Raw genomic sequence first — 20,706 nt, 5'->3', positions numbered from 1 at the left:
TGGAGTTGAGAATATTGAGTAAAAAATTTGGCGATGAAAGAAATAGAATACAAGATGAGATAAAAAGAATGGTAGAAAATATAGCAGAAAGAGAGAATTGTTTTATGAATGATATTAAAATAAAAGAATATTATAAAAAAAGTGAATATAAAAGAGCAAATTTAAATGAGTTATTAGAATCAGAATTAACTGATATAAATGGTGGGCATTGGGATGTTTTTGATGATGTGAAAGGGTCAGAAAGTGTGCCTTTTGTGCAGGAAGAGAATATAAAAGTATATGGGAGAAATCCAAAAAATGATGTAGAAAAAAGTGCAATTGTAGCGATAGATTTTGGAACAAAAAGTACAGTTGCAATTTATAGAGATAATGCAGAAACTATATATCCATTAGAAATAGGTTCGAATAGTGCTAATGAAAATTATAAAGAAAAGAATTTTGAAAATCCGACAATGATTGAATTTGGAGACTTTGAGAAATTCTTAAGATTGTATAAAGAAAAAGAAGGGCGTCCTTATACTGAATGGAATGATCTTCAAGTATCACATCATGCACAAAATGATTTTGTAAATTCAAATAAACCTGAAGTACTGAATTCAATATTGTCAGATATAAAACAATGGGCGAGTGGAAATCGAAAAATTAATATAAAAGATAGAAGAAATGAGTATAGTATAAAAAAATTTTTAGAAGGTTCAGAAGACGATATTACTCCTGTTGAATTGTATGCTTATTACATTGGATTAAATCTTAATAATATGTGTAATAAAAAAATATTTTTAAGATACATTTTGAGTTATCCTGTAACTTATGAAAAAGCTATAAGAGAAAAAATAAGACTATGCTTTGAAAAAGGAATAAAAAAATCATTACCTGTAACGATTTTAAACAATGAAAAAATAATGAAAAAATTTTCTGTAAGAAATTTTAATAGTGAGCCATTTTGTTATGCGGCCACAGCATTGGAACAATATAATTTTTTTAATAGGGTAAAAGATGAAGAAGTATTTTATGGTATATTTGATTTCGGTGGTGGAACAACAGATTTTGATTTTGGGATTTTTAGAAAACTTGAAGATGATGATAGATATTCATATGAAATGGAAAGTATTTCATCGGGTGGATATAAGTATTTAGGAGGAGAAAATATTTTAAGTGCATTAGCATATGAAACATTTATGTCAGAAGAAAATATTGAAAATTTGAGAAAGGGGAATTTTCAAATTTCTCTACCTTTAAACAAAAAAGTGCCATTGAAAAATTATGATATGATAAATGAAACAAAAGAAGCTAAAAGTAATTTAATAAAAATAGCTGAGGGATTAAGATTTATTTGGGAAAACAGTGATATGCCTGATAATTACAATGATGATTTAGGAGAATTGTCAATAAATTTATTGGATAAATTTTCTAATCAAACTACAGTTAATTTAATAGTGGATATTGATAGATTAAAAAATCGAATAAGAGAAATGATAAAAAAAGGAGTAAATGAGTTTTTTGCAAATCTAATTTCAACAGTAGAAAGTAAAACAATAAATGAAATTAACATATTTCTGGCAGGAAATTCAAGTAAATCTGAATATATTAAAGAAATTTTTGAAGCAAAAAAAGTAGAAATGGTAGATGGAAATGAAAAATTTAGTGAAAAAGTAAAGATATTTCCGCCACTAGGGACAGAAGAAGCTGAAGAAAAACAAAGAGAAATGGGATATGTGATTGATAGAAATAAATTTATTCCAAATGGTAAAACAGGGGTTGCTTATGGAAGTATTTTGCTTAGAAAAAATGGAGAAATAAAAACAGAGAGTTCAGTAGAAGAAGTTCCGTTTAATTATATTGTTGGAAGAAAGAGAAATGGAGAATTTAAAAATATTTTGGATAAAAAAATTGGGTATGATGAGTGGAAAAAATATATTGTAGCAAATGAGATAGAAAATGAAATTTACTTTACAGATAATTATTCTAACTTATTGAAAGATGTTGAATTAGAAAATATAAAAACAATTATGATTGATTTAGATGATGAATATGATGATGACGAATATATTTATATAAGAAGTATTTCTCCAAATAAAATTGAGTATTGCGTTTCTAATAGTGAAAAAATAAAAAAAGATGAATATATAGAAGAGCCAAAAGAGATAGATTTATCAAATGAATAGGAAGAAATGGTGTAAAGATGTTAAAAGTAAACAATAAGGTCGTGTATTTGCATAAGGATACTATAAAAAAAGAAGAATTATATAACTATATTTCTAGGTTATATATTGATAATAAAGAAAAAATAATAGAGTTATTTAAAAATATTGAAAAAAGACTTTATTTGGAATATTTTAATACAAAAGTAGAGACAGAAACTAAAATAATAGATATAAAAAGAAAACTGATAATTTACAAATTAAAAGATCCTATTTTTGTGAAAAACAAAAATGAAATAATTGAAAGAAAAGAAGAATACGAAGAGGAATTGTCAAAATATGGAATTTTAGATTTCAATTCTTCAATTCCTAATGAATATTTATTTAAACAAATTAAGAATGAAAATTATTATATTCAAAGAAAAATTTTTGAAAATGGGAAAATAAGAATAAGTAATAACAATTTTCAAAAAATATTGATGAATCGAAATAATAATTATGAAATTTATAATATAGAATTTGAAATGTTTACTGAAGAAGAAGGAAATTCTATAATATTTCCGATAAAAGAAATATCGTTGAATACGAATGCTACGATAGAAATATTAAATTTATTAATTGAAAGAAAAAATGGGAAATTTTATATTTTTGATCGAGAATTAGATATTTCTAAAAATTTGGCAAATATGATGTTTTTTAATATTATAGGAATGGCTCAAAAAGGAACCGATGAATATGTAGTTATTGTGAAAAATGTGAAGGGTTTAAGAAAATTAATTGAAAAGGGAGAAATTATTTTTGAAAAGGGATTTCTCGAGGATAAAATTTTAGAAGAAGAAAATGATAAAAGTAAAATTGAATATTTAAAACCAAATCTAAAAGATATGAATTTAGGATTATGGTCAATTTATGATAAAAGAAAATTTTCTAAAAGTGAAGATTTTAGAAAAGTGTATTCTGATGAAAGTATTTACGGAGAAAATCCGCTTAATAACGTGGATAAAAATGCACAAGTATTGATAGAATTTGACAATGAAATGGTTAGAGTATTAATAAAAGATTCAGATGGTAGAATATATCCTAAAAGTATTTTTTCTAAAAGAAATGAGGATTCTATAGAAAATTTGAGTATTATGAAATTTTGTAATATTAAAAAATTTTTGGAAGATTATGAAAAATTTGAGAGCAGACCAAATACTTCAAAAAATGATATTTTGTTTTCTTATGATGCTTTTAAAGAATATGAAAATACTGAAAATAAAGAAAATTTTTATTGGATAGATTTTCAAAACCCATTTAAAAATACAATTTATTTGGAAGAAATAGATAAAGAAATAAATTTAATTGAAATATTTGCATATACTTTGGGACTTTATTTGAATAATGAAATTGATAAAAAAATATTTTTGAGATATTCATTGTCATTTTCAAATATTAGAACAAAAGAGGAACTTGATTTTATAAAATACAATTTTGAAAAAGGTATAAGAAAATCAATCCCAACTTCAGTATTAAAAGATAAAGTAATGAGCAAATATAAAGTAGAGTATCGAGTGGAAAATACAACATCTTTACTTGCTGGAATTTTAAGTGAGCAAAGCAGTAAAAAAATAGAAATATCAGATATTCCAACAAATTATATTGTTTTAAAATTAGATAAAAATGAATATACTTATTCAATGGGATACTATAAAAAAATATTAGATAATGAGAGATACGATTTAGAAATTAATAAAAAAGTAGCAAACGGATTTTTGAATAAAGAATTTGATGGAAAAGAGTTTTGGGAAATACAAGAACTTATCTGGAAAAAATTAGAAATTTTATTTTTAGATATTGAAAATAACAAAAATATTTTTTCTAAAAAAGTAAAAATAATATTTGATGTTATGCCTGAATTTAAAGATTTTGTTATTGGTGAAGTTTTTAAAAAAATGGAAGAGTACGAATTTGAAATTGATATAATTGAAATTTTTGAGGGAGATAAAATTGTTTTAGAAAATGGGATTGAATTAAATAAAAATTTCTTTAAAGTTTATGGTCTTCTTCTTTGTCAAAGAAGTGGATGGATAAAAATGTATAAAGAAAAAATTGTTGATGAAGAAGAATTTTTGTATAAGGTTGGGATAAAAAGAAATGAAGAATTTCAAGTATTACTAGATAATAATAGTGAAGAAGAATGGATTAAAACTTTATCAGCAGATGAGAAAGAAATATGTCTGAATTTTATGAATAAAAAAGGTGAAATATATAATTTGATTTTAGAAATAGAAAGAAGTTATGCAGATGCAGATATTTTTATAAAATCAAGAGGAAAAGACACCATTGATTACACAGTAATTAACAAGAGAGGACAACAATTAGAAGAGATTAGGACGGAAGTTTTGGATTAATTTAGGAGGAAAATATTATGGCAGCAGTAATAATAGTAATATTAATAGCGATAATTATCTTTTTATTATGGGTAATAAAAAACTTATCAGAAAGTTTAAAAAGTAAAAGAAATCAAATGTTGAAAAAAAGTGGAATTGTAAATGAAGCAAAAATGAAAGCAGAGAATGATGGATTAAAAATAGAAATTAGAAATTTAAGAAGTCAATTGGGAAGTTTACAAAGTAGTTCATCAAATGAAGAAACATTGAAAAATGAAATTAGAAAATTGAATGAGAAAATAAAAAAATTTGAAAGTAATAGAAATGATGGAGAAAAGGAAAAACTTGAGCAACAAATAAAAACATTAAATTCTGAAAAAGAAAATTTGAAAAATGAAGCAGAGAAAAAAGAAAAAAATTTGACTTTAAAAATAGATGAGTTGGAAAAAGAGTTGAATCAAGAAAAACAAAAAGCAAAAGAAGTAGTTAAAAATAGTTCATCAAATGAAAGTTTTAATGATAATTTTGAAAAAATCTTTAATGATTTTAAGAAAATTTCTGAAAATGAAAAAAAACGAATAGAAGTTATAATTACAGAAAAAAAAGGAAAAGAAATATTTTTAGGACTAGGATTGCAAGCATCAAATTTAAAATTATTATGGGAACAAATTGAATTTAATATCCAAAAAAATGAAAATCCAAAAGATACAGAAATTTTGATAGAAACATACTATTACTTTTTTGAATTATATAATTTATTATTTTCAGCACCTGTTTATACATTTTTAGATAATAAAATAGGAGATAGATATAATCCTATAACATCAATTCCAGTAAATACTGGTTATACAAAAAATGAAGTAAAAAAAGTTGTATTTAAAGGATATAAAAATAGGAAAGGTGATATTGTTAAACAGTCACTTGTTATTTTAGATTAAATTTTTATAGAAAGATAAAAAATTGACTTATTTATTTTTTTAGTTTACAATGTAAACAAAAAAGGAGAGTGATATTAATGTCTGTAATTTCAATTAGATTTAATGATGAAGAGGAAAAAGTAATAAAAAAATTTATTGAGAGTAAAGGATTTTCGGTATCTCAATATATTAAAGATCTAATATTTGAGAAAATAGAAGATGAATATGATTTGGAAATATGTAAAGAGTATTTAAAAGCAAAGGAAGAAGGGAAGTTAGTAACAATTCCATTTGAGGAGGCAGCTAAAGAATGGGATTTAGAGTAGAAATTTCGGAAGAGTTAAATAAGAAAATAAAAAAGTTAGATAAATCTACTAAACGAACACTATATTCATATATAAAAAAGAATCTTGTAGATGTGGAAAATCCAAGAATAAAAGGAAAAGCATTGACAGGAAATTTAAAAGGGCTTTGGCGGTATAGAATAATGGATTATAGGCTTATTGTGGATATTCAGGATGATATTTTGGTAATAGTGGCTATTGATTTTGGACATAGAAGTAAGATTTATAAATAAAAATTAAAATCACAGTTTATTTTAGCTGTGATTTTTAGTAAAAAGAAGGAAATTAAAATTTTTTATATTAATTATAGATTTTATAGTGGCAAAATTTACAATAAATATTGAATTTGGAATAAGTAACTAAAAAATGAAAGGAAGAAATAAAAATGGAAAATAGAGAAGTTAGAAATAAAAAAACGATGAGAATTAAAAATTTGGATAAATTTATAGAAATAAGAGGGAAAGAGAATTCAAAAATTCCTGCTTATATAAAAAAAGATTTTGAAAGATTTAATGGACAAACTTATGAAAATGAAATTAAAGATATAAATAAAGGAAGTTGGGATATTTTTGATGATTTAGATGGAGAAGGAAATTTATGTATTGGAGAAGGAAAAAATTATGAAATTATAGAAATAGAAGATGAAATTTATGCTAGAAATCCTAAATATGATATTGTTGAATCAGGAGTAGTTGGAATAGATTTTGGAACGAAAAGTACAGTAGTTGTATCTTATCGAGATGATAATGCAGGGATTAACAATAGTAAGACATTACCAATAAGAATTTCTGGAAATATGAATGATATTGAAAGAACAGAAAATTATGAAAATGCTACAATTATTCATTTTAGTGATTTAGAAAGATTTATTGAGTGGTATAATTTATCTAAAGGAAGACCTTATACATTTTATGAAGATATCCAAGTATCATTAGAAGCAGAAAATGAATTGAAAAGAAATACAGAAGATTTTGATATTAATGAATTTATGTTAGATTTGAAACAATGGGCCTCTAGTAAAAATAAAAAGAAAAAAATTAGAGATGAAGGAGGATTTTTGCATACGATAAATGGGTATTTGGATTTGAAAGAAGGAGAATTTGATCCAATAGAAATTTATGCTTACTACATTGGTTGTAGAATTAATAATATGGCACAATATTCGATATTTTTGGAATATTATCTTTCGTTTCCAGTAACTTATGAATTGGAAGTAAAAAATCGGATATTGAATAGTTTTAGAAAAGGAATTATGAAATCACTACCGAATTCAATTTTGAATGACGAAGAGGTTATGAAGAGATTTAGGGTAGTTTTTGGAGCGAGTGAACCTGCTTCTTATGCGATTACTGCGTTGAAAAAGTTTTGTGTAGAACCAGATTTGGAAAATGAAATTGGGTATTCAGTATTTGATTTTGGTGGTGGAACGACTGATTTTTCTTATGGAATTTATCGTGAAAAGGAAAATTCTAGAAAATATGATTATGAGATACAGGAATTAGAAAGTGGAGGAGATAAATATTTAGGTGGAGAAAATTTATTGTCATTAATTGCATTTGATGTATTTTTGCAAAATAGAGAAAAATTAGTTAATGGTAAATATTTTATCTCATTACCTGCGAATAAAAAATCAGAAATAGGATTTGAAACATTTGTGTCAGAAGCGAGTCAAGCAGAGTATAATATGAAAAAAATGATGGAAGCGATGAGAGATTATTGGGAAGGAAAATTGGAAGAAAGTTTGAAGGATTCAGGGAAAGTGACAGTTTATCTTTCAAATAAAGAAAATCAATACAAAAATGAAGAGCTTGATGTGGATTATGATAGATTAGACGAAATTTTAAAGAAAAATATTTATGGAGGAATTATTTCATTTTTAGAAAAATTTGATACAGTATTTAATAATAAGAAATTAAAAGAAATTTATATTTTCTTGGCAGGAAATTCTTCAAAAAGTAAATTTGTGGAAGAAATATTTGAAAATGAATTAACAGAGGAATTTAAACAGAAATATAATATCATTTTAAAAAATGCTTATTCGATAGAGGAAGAAACAGAAGGGAAAGTTATAGGTTTAAACTCAAAAACAGGAGTAGCTTTTGGATTAGTAGAATTGAGAGAAGGTAACGGAGAAGTAGAGTATATTCCATTTAGAAATATTGCAAAAATGAAGAAATTAATTTTAAATATTGCCTTGGATATAGTAAAAAGAGAAGATTTATTCCAGTTATTAATTTTAACACAAAATACAACGAGTGGATAAAATATGATGATGTAGAAGATGAAAAAATAATAGAAGTACTTTATTCAGGAAATACAAGAGCAGAAGGAAAAGAATTTCCAGCTTCAGAGTGTTCAAGAATAAGAATTTTAGTGCAAGATGACGACAAAGGAAGTCTTTTTATTAGATTGAAAAATCCAAGTACGATTGAATATGTAATTTGTGAAGATGTTGAGAAGATTGATGAGGGGAAAATTGTAGAGAGAGAGTTGTAATAGGAATTAAAAATATAATTTTTAGAAAGGAAAAACAATGAATCAAGAATTGAGAATATCAGTAGATATACCAGAAAGTTATCAAAATGGAATTAGAAAGGCTTATCAGTCTTATAAGAAAACTTACAATGATATTTTAAGTCAAATAGGAGATGTTGGGGAGGTAGAAATACTAGGTAGTAAAAAATTATATGAAAATTTTACTGATAGAAAATTAACTGTATATTTTTCGGATAATGAGAAGTATGATAATGATGATATAGCTTATTATGAAGAAGATGTTTATAATAAAGATATATTGTGGTTGCAAAAGAAATTATTTTATTATTGTTATTATGATGGCGATATTGAAATTGAATTTAATAATAAAAAACAAGAAGAAATAAAAGATATATTAAAAAAACTGAGAGAAGTTTCTTCAAAAGGTAGTGGTGAATTTGTAAATTTAGTAAAAAGAATTCCGAATATTTTGGAGAATATAGTTATAAAAAATACAAAAATGATTTGGGAAGATAGAATAGGTAAGAAAAAATATATTTGTTTATCTTCAGAGGCATATGACAGAAATAAAAGTAGAACAAACATGGAAGTTTCATATTTAATTGAAAATATGTTTTTAAGATATTATACTGGTGATTTTGTTCAAATGAAAATATTCAATCCTAGTGTTGAAAAAAAATTACAAATTTTAAAAATGGCTGAAGAGCAATATTTTAAAACAAAAGAAAAAATATTACGAGAGGCAGAATCAAAAGAAGAAAATGTAAGAAAACAAATATTAAAATTTTCAAATATCGAGAATGAATTTGATGAAAAAATAAAAGAAATTAGAATGATTTATAATAGTAATTTTAAAAAAATTGATGAATTTATTGAAAATGAAAAAGAAAAAATTTTAAAAGAAGAGTTTAATAAAAATAAAGTTGAAATTTTAAAAAATAGTCAAAAAGAAGCTATACAAAAATTGGATGAAGAAGGATTGTCTAAAATAAAGAATTATATTCAAAAAGGTGGGATATATATTGAAGGGTTAAAAAAGATAACAGTCCGGGAGGCTGAAAATTTAAAAGAAAAAGTTATAACAGAATTAAAAGAATTTCAAGAAATTTTACCAAACGAACTAGAAAATATGAAAAAAGAAATTAGAATCAAAAAATTAGTTTCAATTTTTGTTGACAAAGATTATGATAGATTCAGAAGTAAAAAATATACTACAGAAATATATGACAGAAACAAAGGAAGCTGGGATATTTTTGAAGCCACAGATGAAAACAATGATGTTGTTATTGATGGAGAAAAAATAAATGAAGACATCTTAGATAGGAAAATTTATAGCAGAAATCCTAAAAATGACATTGTTAAATCAGGGGTAATTGGAATTGATTTTGGGACTAAAAGTACGGTTGTTGTTTCGTATAAAGATGATAATGAGGGAATAAATGGTAGTAAAACTTTGCCAATTAGAATTTCTGGGAATTTAGATGCTATTGAAAGAACCGAAAATTATGAAAATGCTACAATTATTCATTTTGATAATATTGAAAAATTTATAACGGAGTATTTGTCTTCAGAAGGTAGACCATATACGCATTATGATGATATTCAAGTTTCGGTTGATGCTGAAAATGAACTGAAAAGAACTCAAAATAATTTTGATATAAACGAGTTTATGTTAGATTTAAAACAATGGTCTGCAAATAAAAATAAGAAAAAAACAATAGCTGATAAAACTGGAAAAGAAATAATTTTAAATGGTTATTTGGAATTAAATGAAAATGAGTTTGATCCAATAGAAATTTATGCTTACTATATTGGTTGTAGAATCAATAATATGGGACAATATTCGATATTTTTAGAATACATTTTATCATTCCCAGTAACTTATGAACTGGAAGTAAAAAATAAAATATTGAATAGTTTTAGAAAAGGTATTATGAAGTCACTTCCAAATTCAATTTTAAATGACGAAGAAATTATGAAGAATTTTAGAGTGAAATTTGGAGCAAGTGAACCTGCTTCTTATGCGATAACTGCATTGAAAAAATTCTGTGTAGAACCAGACTTGGAAAATGAAATTGGATATTCAGTATTTGATTTTGGTGGAGGAACAACAGATTTTTCTTATGGAATCTATCGTGAAAAAGAAAATTCTAGAAAATATGATTATGAAATACAGGAACTTGAAAGTGGAGGAGATAAATATTTAGGTGGAGAAAATTTGTTATCATTAATTGCTTTTGATGTATTTTTGCAAAATAGAGAAAAGATGTTTGAGAAGGGATATGAAATTTCATTGCCAATAAATCAAAAATCTAAAATAGGGTTTGAAACATTTGTGTCTGAGTCAAATCAAGCTGAGTACAATATGAAAAAAATAATGGAATCAATGAGAGATTATTGGGAAGGAAAATTGGAAGAAACAGAAAAAGAAAAATTGAAAAAAACGATTTATCTTTCAAACAAATCAGGTCAGTATCAAAATGAAGAATTGGATATTGATTATAACAGATTAGATGAAATTTTGAAAAAAAATATTTATAATGGCGTAATATCATTTTTAGAAAAATTCAAAGTGGTATTTGATGGTAAAAAATTGAAAGAAATATATATTTTCTTGGCAGGAAATTCTTCAAAAAGTAAATTTGTGGAAGAAATATTTGAAAATGAATTAACAGAAGAATTTAAACAAAAGTATAATATTATTTTGAAAGATGCTTACTCAATAGAAAATGAAACAGAAGGAGAAGTTATAGGATTAAATTCTAAAACAGGAGTAGCCTTTGGATTAGTAGAATTGAGAGAAGGTAATGGAGAAGTTGAGTATATACCGTTTAGAAATATCACTAAAAATGAAGAAATTAATTTTAAATATTGCATAGGATATAGTAAGAAAAGAAGATTTGTTCCAATTATTGATTTTAATACAAAATACAATGAGTGGATAAAATATGACGATATTGAAAATGAAAATAGTATAGAAGTACTTTATTCGGGAGATACAAGAGCAGAGGGAAAAGAATTTCCAGCTTCAGAATGTTTGAGAATACGGATTTTGGTACAAGATGATGAGAGTGGAAGTCTTTTTATTAGATTGAAAAATCCAAATACAATTGAGTATGTGATTTGTGAAGATATTAAAGAAGCTGACAAGAAAAAAATTGTGTCTAGTGAATTAATTTAGAAAAAATAAATAAATTACCTTGTTTCCTTTTTTATTATAAAATTAGAAATATAAATAAAAATATGTTATAATTAAAAAAATTATAAAAATAATTTTTTTATTTAGAAAGGAAGTAAATAAATGTACATAGATCCAATAATAAAAGGAATAGAAATATCAGATATAAGAAAAATTCACGAAAGATTGTCAGCTTATAAAAATGTAATAAATATGACAATTGGGGAGCCAGATACGGATGCACCGAAAAAAGTAAAGGAAGCAATCGCTTATCATGCTTTAAACAGCCCAATCAAATATTCACCTGTGGGTGGAATGCCTGAATTAAGAGAGAAAATTGCAAAATTTTATAATGAAAAATTTGGAGGAAATTACAACAAAGACAATGTTTTAGTTACAGTTGGTTCGACTGAAGGACTTTCTTCTACACTTAAAACAATTCTTGCAGAAGATGACGAAGTGTTAATTCCAACTCCAGCGTATGTTGGATATGAGCCATTAATTAGAGTTGCAAGAGCAAAAACCATTTTTATGGATTTGGAAGAAAATAATTTTATTTTGACTGAGAAAATCTTGGAAAAATATATTACACCAAAAACTAAATTAATAATTTTGACTTATCCAAATAATCCTTCAGGAATAACGCTTCCAGAAGAAGAAATGATAAAAATTGTTGAATTTTTGAAGGATAAAGAAATTTATCTTTTAAGTGATGAAATTTATGCTCAAATTGCATTTGAAAAATTCACTTCGTTTGCAAAATATAGCGATATTTTGAAGGAGCAATTGATAGTTGTTAATGGTTTTTCAAAATCACATTCGATGACAGGATACAGATTAGGTTATACGATTGCTAGTGAAAATTTACAGTCACAAGTGAAAAAAATTAGCCAATATACAGTTACAAGTGCTTCGACATTGTCACAATATGGAGCAATTGCAGCATTAGATTACTGTTCAGACACGACTGAATTATCAGAAATTTACAAAAAAAGAGTTTACTATTTTGTGGAAGAATTGGAAAAATTAGGATTTAAGTGCTTGAAGCCTAAAGGAGCATTTTATGTATTTGCGACATACAAAACAATTGATAAGTTTAAAAATGTAGGTTCTTTTGATTTTATTTTGGATTTGTTGGAAAAGACTGAATTAGCAATAATTCCAGGAATTACATTTCAAGTGGAAGGATATGTGAGATTTTCGATTGTGCATGACTTGCCTGTATTGGAAGAAGCGATTGCGAGATTGAAAAAATATATTGAATCTAAATAAAAATAAAAATAGAAATTAATTTTTAAAATTGCAGAAAATTTGTTTGGTAATCTTGTATAAATGATGGGATTACCAAATTTATTTTTAATTAAAGTGAGAAAATTTTATAGGAAAATGGAGATGGAATGGAAAATAAAGAGAAAAAAATTTTAAAAAAAGGTGATAAAATACAGCTGAAAATAGCAGGACTTAATACGAAAGGTCGTGCGTACGGTTTTTATGGAGATGATGAAAATAGGATTTTTCCAAATATAAATGCTGCTGAAGGACAAATTGTTGAAGGTATTTTTGTGAAAAGAAGAAGAAAATATGAATTGATTCGATGTGAAATTATTGATTTTGCAGGAAGAAAAAATGCGATTTATGACGAAATTGCTAGACAAAATGGTGGTTGTAATTATCAGTATTATTCATATGATGAGCAACTTGCGATGAAAAATTTTAACATTGAAAAAGAAGTGAAGAAAATTGCAAAATATGATTTTACTTTTGAAGAGCCAGTTAGAAGTGTCGAAGTGGAAAAATATCGAAATAAAATGGAATTTAGTTACGGAAATGCTATGAAAGACGGGCCTATGATTTTGGGACTTCATAAACAAAACAGTTTTCATGATATTGTTGAAGTAGATGGATTGAAATTGATGGATGATAGCTTTAATAAAATTTATGTTTTTTGTAATGAATTTTCAAAAGCGACAGGGCTGGATTTTTATCACAGATTGGATCATATTGGTTTTTTTAGAAATTTAGTTATTAGAAAAGCGGATTTTACGAAACAAATTTTGGTAAATATGGTTACGACAACTCAAATTGAAGATGAGAAAAAATTGGAATTTCAAAAAGGTTTAGTTGAAGGATTGTTGGCTTTGGAGCTGGAGAATGAATTCAAAATAACAGGAATTTTACATACATTTAATGATAATTTTTCTGATTCGGTTGTTTCTGAAAGTGAGGAAATTCTTTTTGGAAAAAGAGATTTGGAAGAAGAAATTTTAGGATTAAAATTTAAAATTAGTCCGTACAGTTTTTTTCAAACAAATTCAAAAACAGTGGCAAAACTATATGGAAAAGTATTGGATTATTTAGATGAAATTGAAGGGGAAAATATTCACAATTCAGTTGTTTTCGATTTATTCAGTGGAACAGGTACGATTGGGCAAATTGTTTCAAAAAGGGCAAAACAAGTTTATGGAATTGAGCTTGTGGAAGAGGCTGTTGAAAAAGCAAATGAAAATGCAAAATTGAACGGTATCGAAAACGCTCATTTTATCTCAGGAGATGTTTTTGAAAAATTAGATGAATTTGATAAAAATGGAATCAAGCCAGATATTATAATTTTAGATCCACCCCGTGCAGGCGTTGGTGAAAAGACGCTTAATAAATTGCTGAAATACGATGTGAAAGATATAATTTATGTGTCTTGCAATCCAAAAACATTTAATATTGATTTGAAGATTTTGCAGGAAAATGGGTATAAGCTAGTAAAGATGGTTACTGTTGATATGTTTCCGGTTACACAGCATATGGAAGTTGTATCAAGGTTGAGAAAGATTGAAAAATAAAATATTAATAGGGAGAAGATTTTAATTGATTTTCTCTTTTTTTAATTTTTTTTATAAAAATAATAAAAAAAATTATAAACATTAATTCATTAGTTAAATTATCAAAAATTTATTTCAAAAATATATAAAATATATATATTAAAAAAAATCTTTATTTAAGACAATTGGCAAACTTCTTAATTTAATTTTAAAAATAATCTTATTGAAAAATTTTAAAAAATAAGATACACTACATATATGAATTTTTTTAAAAAGAAAACACAATATATTGTGTTTTTTAGTTTGAAATTAAATATTAAACTTAAAAATAAGAAAAGGAGAATGAAATATGAAAAAAATAATTAAATTTGAAAAAAATGACTGCAATCCATGTGCGATGGTGTCGAAGTTTTTAGATAAAAAAGGTGTAAAATATGAAAGAATAAATGCTTTTGACAATCCAGAAATGGCTATGAAGTTTAGGGTGAGAACAGTTCCAACTGTGATTTTGATGGAAAATGACGCTGAAGTAAAAAGAGTTATGGGATTCAAAATGGAAGAATTAAACGAAATGGCTTCGGAATTGTAGAGGAGAATCTTATGGTTATATATTATGACTCAAAAACTGGAAATGTTCAAAGATTTATGGAAAAAATAAAAGGCGAAAGACCAAACTGGGAAATTATTAAAATTAGTTCTGATTTGGAAGTCAAAAAAGATGGGCATTTTGTTACATTTACGACAAAAATAGGTGAAGTTCCAGAAACTACAGCTAGATTTTTGGAAAAGAACAGTAAATATATAAAATCAATTAGTTCCAGCGGAAATATGAACTGGGGAGTATATTTTGCGGTTGCTGCAGACAAAATAAAAGAAAAATATGGAATTCCAGTTTGTATGAAATTTGAATTATCTGGAACAAATAGAGAAGTGAAACATTTTATTGATTATGTTGAAAAAAATAATAAATAAAAAAACTTTATTTTAAAATTTAAAAGTTTTTCTGGGAAAGATAAATTTTACAAAATAAAAAAGAAAGCGAGAAAAATAAATAATGGTAGATAACAGAGCAAAAAAATGGATTTATCTAAATAATGAAATAATGATTAAAAAAGGTGAGGATTTTCAGCTGGAAAAAGACAAAGAAGCAGTTTATTCATATTTTGTGGATTATGTCAACAAAAATACAGTTTTTTTTCATAATTTGGAAGAAAAAATGAGATATTTAATAAAAAACGATTATTATATTGATTTTTACAAAATGTACTCGCATGATGAAATTAAGGAAGTCTTTAAACTGGTCTATGACAAAAAATTTAGATTTGCATCATTTATGAGTGCTTCAAAATTTTATCAAAGCTATGCGTTAAAAGATGACACAGAACAAAAATTTTTAGAGAGATATGAAGACAGAATTGCAATCGTTTCGCTATTCTTAGCGCAAGGAGATGTGGAAAAAGCAAAAGAATATGCACTTATGTTAATAAATCAGGAATATCAGCCAGCGACGCCGACATTTTTAAACTCTGGAAAAAAAAGAGCAGGAGAACTTGTTTCTTGCTTTTTAGATGAAATGGGAGACAATTTGAGCGGAATTGGATACATTTTTGACTCTTCAATGAAGCTTTCTTCACTTGGAGGAGGAGTTTCAATTAACTTGTCGAAAATAAGAGCAAGAGGAGAAGCGATAAAAGGTGTGGAAGGAAGAGCTTCTGGAGTTTTGCCGATTATGAAGATTTTAGAGGATATTTTTTCTTATGCAAATCAATTGGGACAAAGAGCAGGAGCAGGAGCTGTTTATTTAAATGTTTTCCATTCGGATATAAACGAATTTTTGGACTGTAAAAAGATAAATGTCGATGAAAAAGTGAGAATAAAATCACTTTCAACAGGAGTAATAATTCCAGACAAATTTTTGGAACTTGCCAAGGAAGGGGAAGTTTGCTACACATTTAATCCGCATACAGTATTTTTGGAATATGGAAAATATTTAGATGAGATGGATATGAACGAAATGTATGAAAAATTAATCGATAATCCAAATGTCAAAAAGAAAAAAGTTGATGCAAGAGAAATTTTAGTAAAAATTTCACAATCTCAAAAAGAGAGTGGTTATCCGTATATTTTCTTTAAAGATAACGCAAATAAAGAACATGCTTTGAAAAGAATTGGAAGTGTGAAATTTTCAAATCTTTGTACCGAGATATGTCAATTATCAGAAGTTTCAGACATTAATGCTTATTACGAAGAAGATACGATAAGAAGAGGAATATCATGTAATCTAGGTTCACTAAATATCGCAACAGTTATGGAAAATAAAAGAATTAAAGAAGTAACAAAAGCTGCGATTGATTCACTTACAATGGTTTCAGACTTGACAAATATTGATGTTGTTCCGACAATTAAAAAAGCAAATGAGGAATTACATTCTGTTGGTCTTGGAGCAATGAATTTACATGGATTTTTAGCTAAAAACTTCATTATGTATGAAAGCCGTGAAGCACTTGATTTTTGTAACGTTTTCTTTATGATGGTAAATTTTTATTCGTTAGAAAGATCTATGGAAATTGCAAAAGAGAGAGACGAAACATTTAAAGATTTTGAAAAATCAGAATATGCGAATGGAAAATATTTTGACAAATATTTGGAAAAAAATTATGAGCCAAAAACTGATAAAGTGAAAGAGTTGTTTGAAGGAATGTATATTCCGACGACAGAAGACTGGGCAAAATTAAAAGATCAAATTATGAAATACGGAATTTATAATGCTTATAGACTGGCAATTGCACCAAATCAGTCAACATCGTATATTATGAATTCGACAGCTTCAGTTATGCCAATAGTTGACATGATAGAAGTGAGAGAATATGGGGACAGTAAAACTTTTTACCCAATGCCATACTTGACAAATGATAACTTTTTCTTTTATAAATCAGCTTACGACATGGATCAAAAAAATGTGTTAAAATTAATGTCAGTAATCCAAAGACATGTGGATCAAGGAATTTCAATAATTCTTCACACAAAGAGCTCTGATACTACAAGAGATATTTCAAAACTTTATATTTATGCGCATAAATTGGGGTTAAAATCACTTTATTATACTAGAACTCGGAAAGCTACGATTGAGGAGTGTATTTCATGTTCAGTATAATAAAATTTTTATTAATAAATAATTTTAAGTTAATTAGGAGTTGTAAATGAGAAACAAAAGGCAACATACGTATATTTCTTTGTTTTCTTCAGCAGGAGTAGGTTGTTTCGGATTTAAAGAAGAAAATTTTAAATGTGTTGCAACTAATGAAATTATAGAAAGAAGATTAAACATACAGAAAATAAATAACAAATGTGAATTAGAAACAGGGTATATTTGTGGAGATATTCGAAACGAAGAAACAAAAGAGAAAATATATAATGAAATAAAAAAATGGTGTAATGTTCAAAAAAATTATATTGATGTAGTTATTGCAACTCCTCCTTGTCAAGGGATGAGTGTTGTTAATCATAAAAAATCCAAAGATGAAATTAATAGAAATAGTCTGGTAAATGAAAGTGTTGAAATAATAAAAAAAATTCAACCTAAATTTTTTATTTTTGAAAATGTTTCCACATTTTGGAAAACAGGATGCATAGATAAGGCTAAAAAAATTATTTCAATAGGAGAAATGATAACAGAAGAATTAGGAAAAGAATACTCATTATATAAAGATGTTATAAATTTTAAAAATTACGGTTCAAATTCTTCACGTACAAGAACTTTAGTTATAGGTGTTCTCAATAAATTTTCTGATGAGATATCTCCAGTGGAATTATTTCCAGATTATAGAAAAGAAAGAACTTTAAGAGAAATAATTGGTAATATGCCATCATTAAGATGGGGAGAATACGATAAAAATGATTTTTATCATAATTTTAGAATATATCCTAAACATATGAGAGAATGGATTAAAGAAATTAATGAAGGTGAAAGTGCATTTGACAATAAAGAAGATTTAAAAAAACCTCATAGAATAATAAATGGAGAAATTATTATTAATCAATCAAAAAATGGAGATAAATATAGAAGACAGATATTTGATAAAGTTGCTCCTTGTATTCATACAAGGAATGATCAAATGGCAAGTCAAAACACTATTCATCCTAAAGAAGATAGAGTTTTTTCTATTAGAGAATTAATGAAAATGATGACAATTCCAGATAACTTTAAATGGTTAAATTTAGAATTGGAAGAATTAAATAATTTAACTTTAGAAGAAAAAAGAAAAGTATCTAAAAAAGAAGAAATGAATATTCGTCAAAGTATTGGAGAAGCAGTTCCTACAGAAATTTTTAGACAGATAGCTAGAAAAATAAGTAAATTTTTAGAAAAGAATAATCTGTCTGGTTCAGAAATAAAAAATATATCAACAACTTTGAAAACAAAAAAAGACATAAAGAAATTTATAGAAAAAAATTACGAAAAATATAATTTTTCTATTTTATCAAAAATAATCGAATTGTCTAATTCTAAGCGAGAAAAACATTCAGCTTATTATACTAATAAATTTATAATACAGGAAATATTCAAACAACTACCAAATTTTGATAATAAAGAAATAACAATATTAGAACCATCAGTAGGAATTGGGAACTTTATACCATTTATTTTTAAAAAATATGAAAATATATCAAAAGTTAATTTAAAATTGATAGATATTGATAAGAATATTTTAGAAATTCTTAAATTATTAATTTCTAAAATTGAAATACCTGAAAATTTTAATATAGAGTTTATAAATAAAGATTTTTTAGATTATTCTGAAACAGAAAAAGTAGATTTAGTAGTAGGAAATCCACCATTTACTAAATTATCAGGAAATTATTTAAAAGAAAAAATAAAAAAAAATCATAATAAAGAAACAAAAAATTTAGCGGAGTTAATTTTAGAAAAAGCAATGAAAATAGCAGATAATATCTCATTGATAATGCCTAAAAATATTTTAAATACTCCTGAATATGAAAAGACAAGAGAAATTTTATCTAAAAAAAAAGTGGAAAGTATAATTGACTTTGGAGAAAAAGGATTTAAAGATGTATTGATAGAAACAGTAAATTTAGCTATAAATATGAAATTACCTCCTAAAAAAACAGAAATTATATCAATAACAAGAAAAGAACAAGTTATACAAAATCAAAATTATATATTTGATCAGAAATTACCTTATTGGATAATATATAGAAATTTTGATTTTGATAAAATTTATGGTAAAATGATATTTGGAGTATTTGAAGTATTTCGTGATAGGCAAATAACAAATTCAAACTCTCATATAGGAAAATTAAGTGATAATGATATTAGAGTTATAAAATCTAGAAATATTTCTAATGATGGAGAAATAGAAAATATTGAAAATTATGACGCTTACATAAATAAAAATGATTTGCAAAATTTTCAGGTAAAAAAATATTTAAATGATGAAAAAGTTTATCTTACACCAAACATGACATATAATCCCAGATTGATGAAGAAAGAAAAAGGCTATATTGTTAATGGTTCAGTTGCAATTTTAATTCCAAAATATCAATTTGAATTAACTGAAGCTCAAAAAAGATATATTTCAAGTGATGAATTTAGAGCTTTTTATAAAATAGCAAGAAATTACCAAACACGCTCTTTAAATATAGATAAAACAAGTTGTTATTGGTTTGGTATAAACACTGAAATATAAAAAAACTTTATTAAATTATTTTAAGGAGATGATTAAAATGATTAACTTAGATTATAGGACGAATAACCCAAGATGGGGATTAAAAGGAATTTATTTTAATAATTTATATGAATACATTAAAACATTAGGTTTTTTGTCTAATATTAGACATTATAAAAACACTTCATTAAATCAAAGTATAAGTTATTTTGATAAAAGTATTAGTATGCATGTAGAAGGAAATGATGTAGATGGTGCTTGGAATGAAGAATGCAGAATTCATTATTACAAAGATGAAGCTCAACTAAATTCTGTCTTAGTTTCATTATACAATGCAAAAAGTGCAGGGGTTGGGAGTATAAGTTTAAGAATAAATTCTAATTTATATATCAATCATTTAATAAATGATTTCAATTTTGTTGTACAAGGAAATGATTACGTAAAAAATGTATTGCCATCTCTCAATAACACTACTATTTTAAGTATCTTAATAAATAAAATTAAAGAAATTTCATCAGATGAAATTAAAAGAGTTTTTTTTGAAGGATGGAATCTATAAATTATAAAAGAAACAGGAGTTGTATATTATGAGTATTTATACAAAATTTTTAAATAATTTCGATTATGATATAAGAAAAAACAAGAGATGCAAGATGGATAGACCAAAAGTGTACATATGATGTAATATCTATCATTTCAGATTGTATATTAGAATATGTTGATAGTAGTTCTATAAGTGAGTTTACTGTTTCAGATAT

The 20,706-nt window shown here is 25.5% G+C and carries 15 protein-coding genes; all 15 read left to right on the top strand.

Translation table 11 applies throughout. From position 1 onward, the window contains the following. Positions 1–14 precede the first annotated feature (14 nt). Complete coding sequence (locus tag BCB68_RS09635; RefSeq protein ID WP_094080583.1) at positions 15–2,165, top strand: hypothetical protein; 2,151 nt, start codon at positions 15–17, stop codon at positions 2,163–2,165. A 17-nt stretch (positions 2,166–2,182) separates the two neighbouring features. Next, complete coding sequence (locus BCB68_RS09630; RefSeq protein ID WP_094080582.1) at positions 2,183–4,534, top strand: hypothetical protein; 2,352 nt, start codon at positions 2,183–2,185, stop codon at positions 4,532–4,534. Between the two features lie 17 nt (positions 4,535–4,551). Beyond that, on the top strand, positions 4,552–5,451 hold the full coding sequence (locus BCB68_RS09625) for a coiled-coil domain-containing protein (protein WP_094080581.1): 900 nt from the start codon (positions 4,552–4,554) through the stop codon (positions 5,449–5,451). A 77-nt stretch (positions 5,452–5,528) separates the two neighbouring features. Next, the gene (relB, locus tag BCB68_RS09620; protein WP_018498169.1) at positions 5,529–5,756 is read left to right on the top strand and encodes a type II toxin-antitoxin system RelB family antitoxin; all 228 of its coding nucleotides are present in this window, start codon (positions 5,529–5,531) and stop codon (positions 5,754–5,756) included. Next, positions 5,741–6,007 (top strand): type II toxin-antitoxin system RelE family toxin, encoded by a 267-nt coding sequence (locus BCB68_RS09615; protein ID WP_094080580.1) that lies wholly within the window; start codon positions 5,741–5,743, stop codon positions 6,005–6,007. Before relB ends, BCB68_RS09615 begins: the two co-directional genes overlap by 16 nt. 152 nt (positions 6,008–6,159) lie before the next feature. Next, positions 6,160–8,037, top strand: a complete 1,878-nt coding sequence (locus BCB68_RS09610) for a hypothetical protein (protein WP_094080579.1) — start codon at positions 6,160–6,162, stop codon at positions 8,035–8,037. Positions 8,038–8,147: 110 nt separating this feature from the next. Further along, the gene (locus BCB68_RS10980) at positions 8,148–8,270 is read left to right on the top strand and encodes a hypothetical protein (protein ID WP_257789798.1); all 123 of its coding nucleotides are present in this window, start codon (positions 8,148–8,150) and stop codon (positions 8,268–8,270) included. A 37-nt stretch (positions 8,271–8,307) separates the two neighbouring features. Beyond that, the gene (locus BCB68_RS09605) at positions 8,308–11,451 is read left to right on the top strand and encodes a hypothetical protein (RefSeq protein WP_094080578.1); all 3,144 of its coding nucleotides are present in this window, start codon (positions 8,308–8,310) and stop codon (positions 11,449–11,451) included. 120 nt (positions 11,452–11,571) lie between these two features. Then, on the top strand, positions 11,572–12,720 hold the full coding sequence (locus BCB68_RS09600; protein ID WP_094080577.1) for a pyridoxal phosphate-dependent aminotransferase: 1,149 nt from the start codon (positions 11,572–11,574) through the stop codon (positions 12,718–12,720). Positions 12,721–12,845: 125 nt separating this feature from the next. Further along, positions 12,846–14,282: a 23S rRNA (uracil(1939)-C(5))-methyltransferase RlmD gene (gene rlmD, locus BCB68_RS09595; RefSeq protein ID WP_094080576.1), complete on the top strand. Its 1,437-nt coding sequence runs from the start codon at positions 12,846–12,848 to the stop codon at positions 14,280–14,282. A gap of 328 nt (positions 14,283–14,610) precedes the next feature. Further along, on the top strand, positions 14,611–14,850 hold the full coding sequence (locus BCB68_RS09590; RefSeq protein WP_094080575.1) for a thioredoxin family protein: 240 nt from the start codon (positions 14,611–14,613) through the stop codon (positions 14,848–14,850). Between the two features lie 11 nt (positions 14,851–14,861). Beyond that, entirely contained in the window at positions 14,862–15,233 is a 372-nt protein-coding gene (gene nrdI / locus BCB68_RS09585; protein ID WP_094080574.1) for a class Ib ribonucleoside-diphosphate reductase assembly flavoprotein NrdI, read from the top strand. 82 nt (positions 15,234–15,315) lie between these two features. Then, positions 15,316–17,415, top strand: coding sequence for a class 1b ribonucleoside-diphosphate reductase subunit alpha (gene nrdE, locus BCB68_RS09580; protein ID WP_094080573.1), 2,100 nt, complete (start codon positions 15,316–15,318; stop codon positions 17,413–17,415). Between the two features lie 46 nt (positions 17,416–17,461). Continuing rightward, complete coding sequence (locus BCB68_RS09575) at positions 17,462–19,969, top strand: DNA cytosine methyltransferase (RefSeq protein ID WP_094080572.1); 2,508 nt, start codon at positions 17,462–17,464, stop codon at positions 19,967–19,969. A 37-nt stretch (positions 19,970–20,006) separates the two neighbouring features. After that, the gene (locus BCB68_RS09570; RefSeq protein WP_094080571.1) at positions 20,007–20,507 is read left to right on the top strand and encodes a hypothetical protein; all 501 of its coding nucleotides are present in this window, start codon (positions 20,007–20,009) and stop codon (positions 20,505–20,507) included. Positions 20,508–20,706 lie beyond the last annotated feature (199 nt).

The sequence above is a fragment of the Leptotrichia sp. oral taxon 498 genome (assembly GCF_002240055.1).
GTDB lineage: Bacteria > Fusobacteriota > Fusobacteriia > Fusobacteriales > Leptotrichiaceae > Leptotrichia > Leptotrichia rugosa.
The sequence above is the reverse complement of the archived record's forward strand: the minus strand, read 5'-3'. Positions and strand labels throughout refer to the sequence as shown.

Coding starts and splice junctions, on each gene's coding strand:
- BCB68_RS09630 (WP_094080582.1), top strand. CDS start 2,183: ATGTTAAAAGTAAACAATAAGGTCGTGTATTTGCATAAGGATACTATA.
- BCB68_RS09625 (WP_094080581.1), top strand. CDS start 4,552: ATGGCAGCAGTAATAATAGTAATATTAATAGCGATAATTATCTTTTTA.
- relB (WP_018498169.1), top strand. CDS start 5,529: ATGTCTGTAATTTCAATTAGATTTAATGATGAAGAGGAAAAAGTAATA.
- BCB68_RS09615 (WP_094080580.1), top strand. CDS start 5,741: ATGGGATTTAGAGTAGAAATTTCGGAAGAGTTAAATAAGAAAATAAAA.
- BCB68_RS09610 (WP_094080579.1), top strand. CDS start 6,160: ATGGAAAATAGAGAAGTTAGAAATAAAAAAACGATGAGAATTAAAAAT.
- BCB68_RS09605 (WP_094080578.1), top strand. CDS start 8,308: ATGAATCAAGAATTGAGAATATCAGTAGATATACCAGAAAGTTATCAA.
- BCB68_RS09600 (WP_094080577.1), top strand. CDS start 11,572: ATGTACATAGATCCAATAATAAAAGGAATAGAAATATCAGATATAAGA.
- rlmD (WP_094080576.1), top strand. CDS start 12,846: ATGGAAAATAAAGAGAAAAAAATTTTAAAAAAAGGTGATAAAATACAG.
- BCB68_RS09590 (WP_094080575.1), top strand. CDS start 14,611: ATGAAAAAAATAATTAAATTTGAAAAAAATGACTGCAATCCATGTGCG.
- nrdI (WP_094080574.1), top strand. CDS start 14,862: ATGGTTATATATTATGACTCAAAAACTGGAAATGTTCAAAGATTTATG.
- nrdE (WP_094080573.1), top strand. CDS start 15,316: ATGGTAGATAACAGAGCAAAAAAATGGATTTATCTAAATAATGAAATA.
- BCB68_RS09575 (WP_094080572.1), top strand. CDS start 17,462: ATGAGAAACAAAAGGCAACATACGTATATTTCTTTGTTTTCTTCAGCA.
- BCB68_RS09570 (WP_094080571.1), top strand. CDS start 20,007: ATGATTAACTTAGATTATAGGACGAATAACCCAAGATGGGGATTAAAA.